We start from the raw sequence: 7471 nt of genomic DNA, 5'->3' as shown, positions 1-7471 counted from the left end.
CCGACTTCTATTGATCGGGGTGAGTCACGATGCCGGAGGAGGCATCAATGGCCGCAGCAGCCTGTTGGAGCACGCGACTCTCGGTCTTGGGCCGTCTCAGTGGAAACTGGACGACGCTGGGAAGCAATACAACTTAGTGCCTTCCACAAGGGAAACTTTCCTCAAGCCCGGCGGAGCGGAGGTTCCGGTCGGTGTGTTCAAGAAGCGCGAAGATTCGAAGTCCATGCCCCATGTCTCTGCCGCCCTTCAAATGACGCTGCGCGAAGACTACGGCTTTGCGATCCAACTGCGCGAGCACGAAAAGGCTGCGCAGATGCCCCTGCACTGGGGCACGTTCGTGCGCAATGCCAATGCAAAGAATCCGCTTCCGGAACTCTGGGAGCGGTCGCTGCTTTCGTTGCGTTCGAAGCCTTGAACGGCTGGATCGCTAGGCAAAAGCAAGCGGGCAAGCTGCACGTGACGAAGGGATAACAGTGTCGATTCAGAAGATCAGCCTGGCGGACGACGATTTCAAGAGAGCTTTCATAGAGGGCAACTTGGCGATGCTGGCGTGATCAGCAAGACAACTTCCATGCAGGTTGATGCGGACGCTGACCTGAATCACCCCGGATTCTGTAGACACCTTCGAGCCTCAAACTGAGGCCCAATAGGAGGTGCCGTGACGAAGCCCCAACGTTTCCCCGAAGAATTCAAGATCGAGGCGGTCAAGCAGATCACCGAACGTGGCCACAAGGTGGCCGAGGTGTCGGCGCGGCTCGGCGAGCCAGCACAGCCTATACAAGTGGATCAAGGTCTACCGCGCGCCTGCTGGCGATCGCCAAGCCCAGGCCTCTCAGACCGAGGAGCTGCGGCGTTTGAAGGCCGAACTCAGGCGCGTGACCGAAGAGCGCGACATCCTAAAAAAGCCGCAGCGTACTTTGCCAAGCAGTCCGGGTGAGGTAGGCGTTCATTCGACGGCACGAGAAGGAATTCACCGTCCGGCGCATGTGCAAGGTCCTTCTGGTGAATCCGAGCGGGTATTACGCCTGAAAGGCTGAACCACAGTCACCGCGCGCCATGGACGACGTACGGCTGTCAGGGCTGCTCAAGCAGGCATGGCTGGAGTACGGGGGCATTTACGGCTACCGCAAGCTCACTCTGGATATGCGAAATCTCGGCGAACGCTGCGGATCCGGTTCCCCGACCGCTCCCAGTTTCCTTCCTCGCGGCACGAGCCAAGGTGAACAGCCGTGCTACGCGGCCGGAAAGTTGAATCCTGACAAAGTGCAAGGCTTAGCGACGTAGATCGACTTTGTGCAATCGGACGGTTCCTTCCGATCTGAAAGTGCTGTCATCGAAGCCCCGAAATCTGGAGCGATGAGGTTCGAAGTGCAATCCGTTGCTTCCGGCGCGGTGCAACCCAATGCTTCAAGTCACAGATCTCCTCAGCGCGGCGCTACCGCCCTAGTCGAGCCCTCCCGCCGCCCGGCCGGAGCCGGCAGACGCCGGTCCAGCCGCCCGCTCCAGGCCGTCAGGCCCACGGCCCCCGACACCACCACCGCGCCGATCCAGGGCGTGTGCATCAGCCCCCAGCCGGCCACGATGTGACCGCCCAGCCAGGCGCCACCGGCAATGCCCAGGTTGAAGGCGGCGATGTTCAGGCCCGAGGCCACGTCCACCGCCTGCGGCGCAAAGCGCTGGGCCTGCTGCACCACATAGACCTGCAGGCCCGGCACATTGCCGAAGGCCACCGCGCCCCAGGCCAGCACGGTCAGCAGCACCGCCACCGGGTGCGGCGCGGTGAACTGCAGCACGAGCAGCACCAGCGCCAGCAGCGCGAAGATGAGGACCAGGGCCGCCACCGGCCCGCGCCGGTCGGCCAGACGGCCCCCCCACAGATTGCCCGCCGCCACCGAGACACCGTACACCAGCATCACCGCGCTGACCGCATTGGCCGAGTAGCCGCTGACCTGCTGCAGGATGGGCGCGAGAAAGGTGAAGGCGACGAAGGAGCCGCCGTAGCCGATGGCCGTCATCGCGTAGACCAGCAGCAGGCGCGGCTGGCCCAGCACCGCCAGCTGCTGGCGCAGCGTGGCCGGGGCGCTGTGGTGCACGTCGCGCGGCACGAACAGCAGGCTGCCGATGCAGGCCAGCACACCCAGCGCCGACACGGCCAGGAAGGTCTGCCGCCAACCGAAGTGCTGGCCGATGAAGGTGCCCAGCGGCACGCCGGTCACCAGGGCCACGGTCAGGCCGGTGAACATGATGGCGATCGCACGGGCGGCCTTGTCCTTGGGCACCACGCTGGTGGCGATGATGGAGCCGATGGAGAAGAACACCCCGTGGGCCAGACCGGTGAGCACCCGCGCCAGCACCAGGGTGGCATAACCCGGCGCCTGCCAGGCCGCCAGATTGCCCAGCGTGAACAGGGCCATCAGGCCCAGCAGCAAGGCTTTGCGCGGCACGCGGCCGGTGAGCGCGGTGAGCACCGGCGCGCCCACGGCCACGCCCAGGGCGTAGAGGCTGACCAGCAACCCGGCCGAGGGCAGGCTGACCTGCAGGTCGGCGGCGATGGTGGGGATCAGCCCCACGATGACGAACTCGGTGGTTCCGATGGCGAAGGCGCTGAGCGTCAGCGCCAGCAAGGCAATGGGCATGGCGGCATCCTGGGGATGGAAACGGAATGCACGCAGTCTGCCCACGGGATACTTGCCGAAAAACCCGTGTGACAACGAAACTCTCTTGCGGCGGAATCAAGAATGAAGACCACCCTCGATGAACTCCAGGCCTTTGCGGCGGTGGTGGATGGCGGCTCCATCACGGCCGCAGCCGAGCGGCTGGGGCAGACCGTCTCCGGCATCAGCCGCAGCCTGGGCCGGCTGGAACAGAAGCTCGCCACCACCCTGCTGCGCCGGACCACCCGCCGCCTGGAGCTGACCGAGGAAGGCGAGGTCTTCCTGACCCAGGCGCGACAGATCCTGACCGCCGTGGACGAGGCCGAGGAGCAGATGGCCGCCCGGCGCGAGCAACCGGCCGGCCGGCTGCGGGTGGACGCGGCCACGCCCTTCATGCTGCATGTGATCGTGCCGCTGGTGGACAGCTACCGCGCCGCACACCCGCAGGTCACGCTGGAGCTGCACAGCAACGAAGGCATCACCGACCTGATCGAGCACCGCACCGATGTGGCTTTTCGCATCGGCACGCTGCGCGACTCCACCCTGCACGCCCGGCCGCTGGGCAGCAGCCGCATCCGGGTGCTGGCCAGCCCGGACTACCTGACCCGCTGCGGCACGCCCCGGCGCCTGCAGGAGCTGGCCGGCCACACCCTGCTGGGCTTCACCCAGCCGGAGGGCCTGAACGACTGGCCGCTGCGCACGCCCGAGGGCACGCCGCTGCGCATCGCGCCGGCCATCGCCTCGCCCAGCGGCGAGACGCTGCGTCAGCTGGCCCTGGCGGGCGCGGGCATCGTCTGCCTGTCGGACTTCATGACCCTGGAGGACCGCCGCAGCGGCCGGCTGGTGCCGCTGTTCGTGCGGCAGAGCCTGGACATCCGCCAGGCCATCCATGCGGTCTATTACCGCAACACCGCCCTGTCCTCACGCATCACCAGCTTCCTGGACCATGTGGTCCAGCGCCTCGGTCCGCGGGCCTTCGAGCGCTGAGCGGCCGGCGTCCGTCCGGCGTTCCCGGGTCCAGCGCAGCAGCACGGCGCACAGCTCCTCGGGTTCAAAGGGCTTGGCCACGAAGTCGTTCATGCCCGCGTCCAGGCAGCGCTGGCGGTCTTCGGCCATCACACTGGCACTCATCGCGATGATGGGGAGTTGGGCCGCGCCATGCACACGACGCAAGGCCTGGGTGGCCTGCACGCCATCCAGGCCAGGCATCTGCAGGTCCATCAGCACCGCGTCGTAGACCCCCTGCCCGCCCATGCTCACCGCCTGGCGGCCATCCTCGGCCACGTCCACCTGGGCCCCCAGCGCCCGCAGCAGCTCGGCCGCCACCAGCTGGTTGACCGGATGGTCCTCCGCCAGCAGCAGCCGCAAGCCGCTCAGCCTGGGGGCCGGGGGTGCCGGCGCACGCGCGGGCGCGTCATGCTCGGGCGCCATCGCCACCGGCAACCGCACCGTGAACCAGAAGGTCGCGCCTTGCCCGAGCTGGCTGTCCACCCCGATCTCGCCGCCCATCAGCCGCACCAGCTGGCGAGAGATGGCCAGGCCCAGGCCCGTGCCGCCGTGGCGGCGGGTGGACGAGTTGTCCAGCTGCTCGAACTCCTGGAACAGGCGAGGTTGGTCTTCAGGGGCGATGCCCACCCCCGAATCACGCACGGCAAAGCGCAGCAGCACGCTGTCGGGCTGGCGCTCCAGCGCCTGCACGGTCAGGGCCACCTCGCCCTGGTCGGTGAACTTCACCGCGTTGTGGCCCAGGTTGATCAACACCTGGCCCAGGCGCAAGGGGTCGCCCATCAGCCAGGTCGGCACGGCGGGGTCGAGCCGGCTGCTCAGGCGCAGCTGCTTGCGCTGCGCCGCCTCGCCGATGAGGGCCTGCACGCGGCTGAGCACCATGTCCAGTGCAAAGGGCTCAGTGGCCAGCGTCATGCGACCGGCGTCGGCCTTGCTCAGGTCCAGGATGTCGTTGACGATGGCCAGCAGGTGGCTGCCGGCCTGGTGCAGCTGCCCCACGTGCGCACGCTGCCGGCCATCCAGCGCCGTCTGCAGCAGCAGATGGCTGAGGCCCTGGATGGCATTAAGCGGCGTGCGGATCTCGTGGCTCATGTTGGCCAGGAAGGCCGCCTTGGCCTGGGCCGCGCTTTCCGCGGCCTGCTTGGCCTGGGCCAGGGCCTCGTTGGTGGCCATGAGTTCGCGCGTGCGTTCCACCACCCGGGCTTCCAGGTGCTCGTTGCTGCGCTGCAGGGCCTGGGTCAGGGCCGTCACCCGCTCCAGCTGGCGGTCGAAACTGCTGGCGGTGGACGTGCCCATCACCGCCCCCATCAGGCCGATCATCCCGTAGAGCACGGCGTAGACACCCGGCACCGCCGGCTCGGCCTCCACCCCCCGCATCCGCAGCCACCAGACCCCGGCCAGACCGGTCAGGCCCAGCAGCGCCACGAGATAGGCCTGGCGCCGACCCAGCATCCAGCCTGCCAGGATGGTGGCCATGGGCAACAGGGCCCAGGACGCATTGCGCACCCCGGCCACCTGGAAGGCGACCAGCGGCGTGATCACCACCAGCGACATGGGAAAGAGCCAGGCAGCCCAACGCGGCTTGCCCCAGCGCAGCAGCAGCAGCATGCCAGCCCCGGACAGCGCCCCCAGCACCGCCCCGGGCCGGATCTGGTGCAGGAAATACAGCTGCAGGCCTTCCAGCGCCACCGCCGCGACGATCATCAGCCAGGCCAGGCGACGGATCAGCTCTGCGCCACCGCGCAGGGTCAGGGCGTCCATCGGCAAGGGCTCGTTCATGGTGTGAGGCAGGGCAGTACAGGCCACGGAGGCAGCGCGGGCCACAGTGTCGGTCTCACAACCCCCCGGGCGTGGAAAATTGCTTGTAATTGCTTCTGTTCGTCACTTTTTGACATCAATGAAGCAGGTTTACCTGACGACCCGCATAAACAGGCAACGCTGACAAGGGGGTCAGGCAAAGAACCGGCTTTTCCTGCCTTCAGCCTGGACAGGGGCGTCCGATAGTGGAGAACACCCCGATTCAGCCTGTCCAGACACGATGCCTACGATGCTCCGCCCTTTGTATGCCCTGAGCCTGACTGCCAAACTGTCCATCGCCGCCACCGCCCTGTGCGTGCTGTGCGTGGGTATCACCAGCGCGGTGGTGGGCACCCGTGCCGCCAAGACGGCCCGCGAGGAGACCGCCCATCAGGCCGAACTGGCCGCCCGCGAGGCTTCGGCCCAGGTGGGTGGCGAGCTCGGCCGCAGCTTCTCCGCCGTGAAGAACCTCCGTGACAGCCTGGCCGGTCTGAAGGCTGCCAAGCTGGCGCCCACCCGGCCGCAGCTGGACGCGATGGCCCGCCAGACGCTGTCCGAGCACAAGGAGTTCATCGGCAGCTATTCGATCTGGGAGCCCAACGCCCTGGACGGGCGCGATGCCGAATTCGCCCACAGCGGCCCGCCCTATGACGACACCGGCCGCTACATCGCCTACTGGAACCGCGGCAGCGGGCAGATCGCGGTGGAAGCCCTGCTGGATTATGAGAAGGCCGGCGCCAACGATTGGTACGACATCCCGCGCCGCACCCTGCGCGAGGCGCTGATCGAGCCCTACCTCTACCCGGTGGCCGGCAAAGACGTGCTGATGACCACCATGGTGGCCCCCATCCTGGTCGACGGCAAATTCGTCGGCGCCGCCGGCTCCGACCTGCCGTTGGCCGACCTGAGCCGGCGCGTGGGCGAGATGCAGCCGCTGCCGGGTGCCCATGTGGCGCTGCTGAGCCACGGCGGCCTCTACGTGGCCACGCGCCACACCGAGATGCTGGCCAAGAAGGCCACCGACCTGCCGCCGGAGGCCCTGGCCGCCATCGACCAGGGTCGGCCCTACCAGTTCACCGATGCCCAGGGCTGGGAGCATGTGCTCAACCCCGTGACCGTGCTGGAGGGCGTGACGCCCTGGAGCGTGGTCGTGTCCTACCCGCCGGAGGTGGCCACCGCGGCCGCACGCCAGCTGCTGGGCTGGGTCGTCAGCGCTGCCCTGCTGGCTTGCCTGCTGGCCGCCGTGGCCATGACCTGGCTGGTGCGCACCCTCACCGGCCCGCTGCGCCAGCTCAGCCACACCATCCACGGCCTGGCCAGCGGCCATGCCGACCTGCGGGTGCAGTTGCCGGTGCATGGCCAGGACGAGATCAGCGAGATCAGCGATGGCTTCAACCGCTTCACCGCCAAGCTGCGCGGCGCCTTCGGCGAAGTGGGCGAGGTCTCGCGCAGCGTGGCCCTGGCCTCCGACGAGATCGCCAGCGGCAACCACGACCTGTCGGTACGCACCGAGGAACAGGCCGCCCACCTGCAGTCCAGCGCCGCCACCCTGCGCGAGCTGGCCGAGTCGGCCGGCCAGAGCGCCGCCTCCGCCGGCGAGGCGGCCAGCCTGGCTCGCGAGGCGGTGGAACGCGCCCGCCGTGGCCAGCAGGTCATGCAGGACACCCGCACGGCCATGGACCAGATCAACGATGCCAGCCGCCGCATCGCCGAGATCACCAGCCTGATCGACTCGATCGCCTTCCAGACCAACATCCTGGCGCTGAACGCCGCGGTGGAAGCCGCCCGGGCCGGTGAGCAGGGCCGCGGCTTTGCCGTCGTGGCCGGCGAGGTGCGCACCCTGGCCCAGCGCAGTGCCGAGGCGGCCAAGGAGATCCGCGCGCTGACGGTCGACTCCGAGCAGCGGGTGGCCAGCGGTGCCGCGCTGATCCAGACCGCCGAGCAGACCCTGGCCGAGCTGGGCGAGGCCGTGCACACGGTGGACGCCCGCATCGCCGAGATCAGCGTCTGACGCG

Annotated in this window: 5 protein-coding genes and 1 pseudogene; 4 read left to right on the top strand and 2 right to left on the bottom strand. The window is 68.1% G+C overall.

The genetic code is table 11. The features are described 5' to 3' along the window. Both I73_RS33075 and I73_RS31395 read left to right on the top strand, forming a co-directional pair. Positions 1-415, top strand: a 415-nt coding sequence (locus tag I73_RS33075; protein WP_234409415.1) for a hypothetical protein, incomplete at its 5' end; no start/stop codon positions are given. A gap of 243 nt (positions 416-658) precedes the next feature. Beyond that, positions 659-1170 (top strand): annotated as a pseudogene (locus tag I73_RS31395) (transposase); the annotation flags it as partial. A gap of 254 nt (positions 1171-1424) precedes the next feature. On the opposite strand, the gene I73_RS05350 reads toward I73_RS31395, so the two are convergent. Next, a complete protein-coding gene (locus I73_RS05350; RefSeq protein WP_022979671.1) occupies positions 1425-2636 on the bottom strand; it encodes an MFS transporter in 1212 nt (403 codons plus the stop codon). 102 nt (positions 2637-2738) lie between these two features. Between I73_RS05350 and I73_RS05345 the strand changes: the two genes are divergently transcribed. Then, entirely contained in the window at positions 2739-3641 is a 903-nt protein-coding gene (locus I73_RS05345) for a LysR substrate-binding domain-containing protein (protein ID WP_022979670.1), read from the top strand. Here the strand turns inward: I73_RS05345 and I73_RS30725 are convergent. Continuing rightward, positions 3576-5438 (bottom strand): ATP-binding protein, encoded by a 1863-nt coding sequence (locus I73_RS30725; protein ID WP_083876559.1) that lies wholly within the window; start codon positions 5436-5438, stop codon positions 3576-3578. The two genes, I73_RS05345 and I73_RS30725, sit on opposite strands and share 66 nt — an antisense overlap. 268 nt (positions 5439-5706) lie before the next feature. On the opposite strand from I73_RS30725, the gene I73_RS26110 reads away from it, so the two are divergent. Continuing rightward, positions 5707-7467: a methyl-accepting chemotaxis protein gene (locus I73_RS26110; RefSeq protein WP_159105847.1), complete on the top strand. Its 1761-nt coding sequence runs from the start codon at positions 5707-5709 to the stop codon at positions 7465-7467. The last annotated feature ends 4 nt before the right edge of the window (positions 7468-7471 follow it).

Origin of the sequence: Ideonella sp. B508-1, assembly GCF_000333615.1 — a bacterium.
In the GTDB taxonomy this organism is placed as follows: Bacteria; Pseudomonadota; Gammaproteobacteria; order Burkholderiales; family Burkholderiaceae_C; genus Ideonella.
The sequence above is the reverse complement of the archived record's forward strand: the minus strand, read 5'-3'. Positions and strand labels throughout refer to the sequence as shown.